This window comes from Nguyenibacter vanlangensis, from assembly GCF_013376155.1.
GTDB lineage: Bacteria > Pseudomonadota > Alphaproteobacteria > Acetobacterales > Acetobacteraceae > Gluconacetobacter > Gluconacetobacter vanlangensis.
Map to the genome: position 1 here is coordinate 1 of NZ_JABXXP010000696.1, position 1,422 is coordinate 1,422.

Here is a 1,422-nt window from a genome sequence, read left to right on the forward strand (position 1 = left end):
CGCCGCGCGCTGCGTCGCCTGCTGGCCCAGCAGGGCCGGATTGCCGCGATAGGCCAGGGTCATGGCCTGCTCCAGGGTCATGGTTTGCAAGGTCATGGTTTGCTGGGGAGCAGGGGCCTCGGCCGCCGGGCGCGGGTGGGCGCCAGCATGGGCGCCGGCCGGGCCGAACGGGAATGCTGCGATCGTCGCCAGCAGGAGGATGCGCTTATTCATGGCGGAGTGCCTTCGCGGGCTCGGCACGGGCGACGCGGATGGTCTGGCCGAGGATGGTGAGCAGGGAGAGCAGGGCGGCCAGCAGGCTGACCGTCGCGAATTGCAGGGGCGACAGGCCCACCCGTTCGTCGAACCCGGCCAGCCAGCCGCGCATGGCGACCCAGGCGGCCGGCCAGGCGATCAGATTGGCCAGCAGCACCGGTCGCAGGAACTGGCCGATCAGCAGGGCCAGCACCTGCCGCGTGTTGGCGCCCAGCGTCTTGCGGATGCCGATCTCGTGGATGCGGCGCGCGGCGCTGAAGGAGGACAGGCCGTAGAGCCCGATACAGGCGATGGCGACGGCGACGACGGCGCCCAGGGTGAATAATTGCCCGCGCCGCGCATCCGGCTGGAAATAGGGGGCCAGGCGTGTCGCGGCGGCCTCGCCCATGAACGGCATGTCCGGCGCCAATGTGCGCCATGCGGCCTGCAGCCGGTCCAGCATGACCTGCGGCGGCACCGAGTCCGCGCGGACGGCGATGACGGCGAAGGGAACCATGTCGTCGGTGCGCAGATAGACCTGCGGGTCCACCGGCGCGCGCGGCGACCTGAAGCGGACGTCGCGCGTCACGCCGATGATGACGAAACGGATCTGGCCCTTGATCAGCACATGGCCGAGCGCCTGCGATGGATCGGAAAAGCCAAGGGTACGGCTGGCCTGTTCGTTGATGACGATACTGGCGGTGGCGGGCGTGCCGTCGGCGTAGCCGGGTTTCAGGGCGGTATCCTGGCCATGGGCGGCGTCGAACCAGCGGCCGGCCAGCAGGGTGGCGCCATAGGTGCGGACATAGTCGCGTCCGACCCATTCGACCGTCAGCAGCGGATCGGTCTGCGGGCGGTCGGCGCGCTTGAACGTGTCGTTGGACTGGCTGTTCGGGCGCGGCTGCCGGTCGGACAGGGTCACGGACCGTACGCCGGGCAGTGCGCGGAAATGATCCATGATGGATTGCTGCCGCGCATCGATTTTCCTGGAACTTTCAAGAGAAACCAGGAAAAGCCGGTCCTGGCGGAAGCCGCGGTCGGCCTGGCGCAGGAACGATGCCTGCGCGTTGACCACCAGCGTGCAGATGGCGAACGCGACGGCGAAGCTGAACTGCATCACCACCAGGGCATTGCGCAATCGCCGGCCCATCCGCCCGCCCGCCGGCTGGCGCGCGGCCGCCAGGACGG

1 protein-coding gene and 1 pseudogene are annotated in these 1,422 nt (G+C 69.5%); both read right to left on the reverse strand.

Annotated features, from left to right (window positions below):
• Positions 1–213: pseudogene (locus HUK84_RS18125) on the reverse strand (hypothetical protein); the annotation flags it as partial.
• Positions 206–1,422 (reverse strand): FtsX-like permease family protein (locus tag HUK84_RS18130; RefSeq protein ID WP_176641486.1); only part of this gene is annotated, 1,217 nt, incomplete at its 5' end. The gene HUK84_RS18130 and the pseudogene HUK84_RS18125, both read right to left, overlap by 8 nt.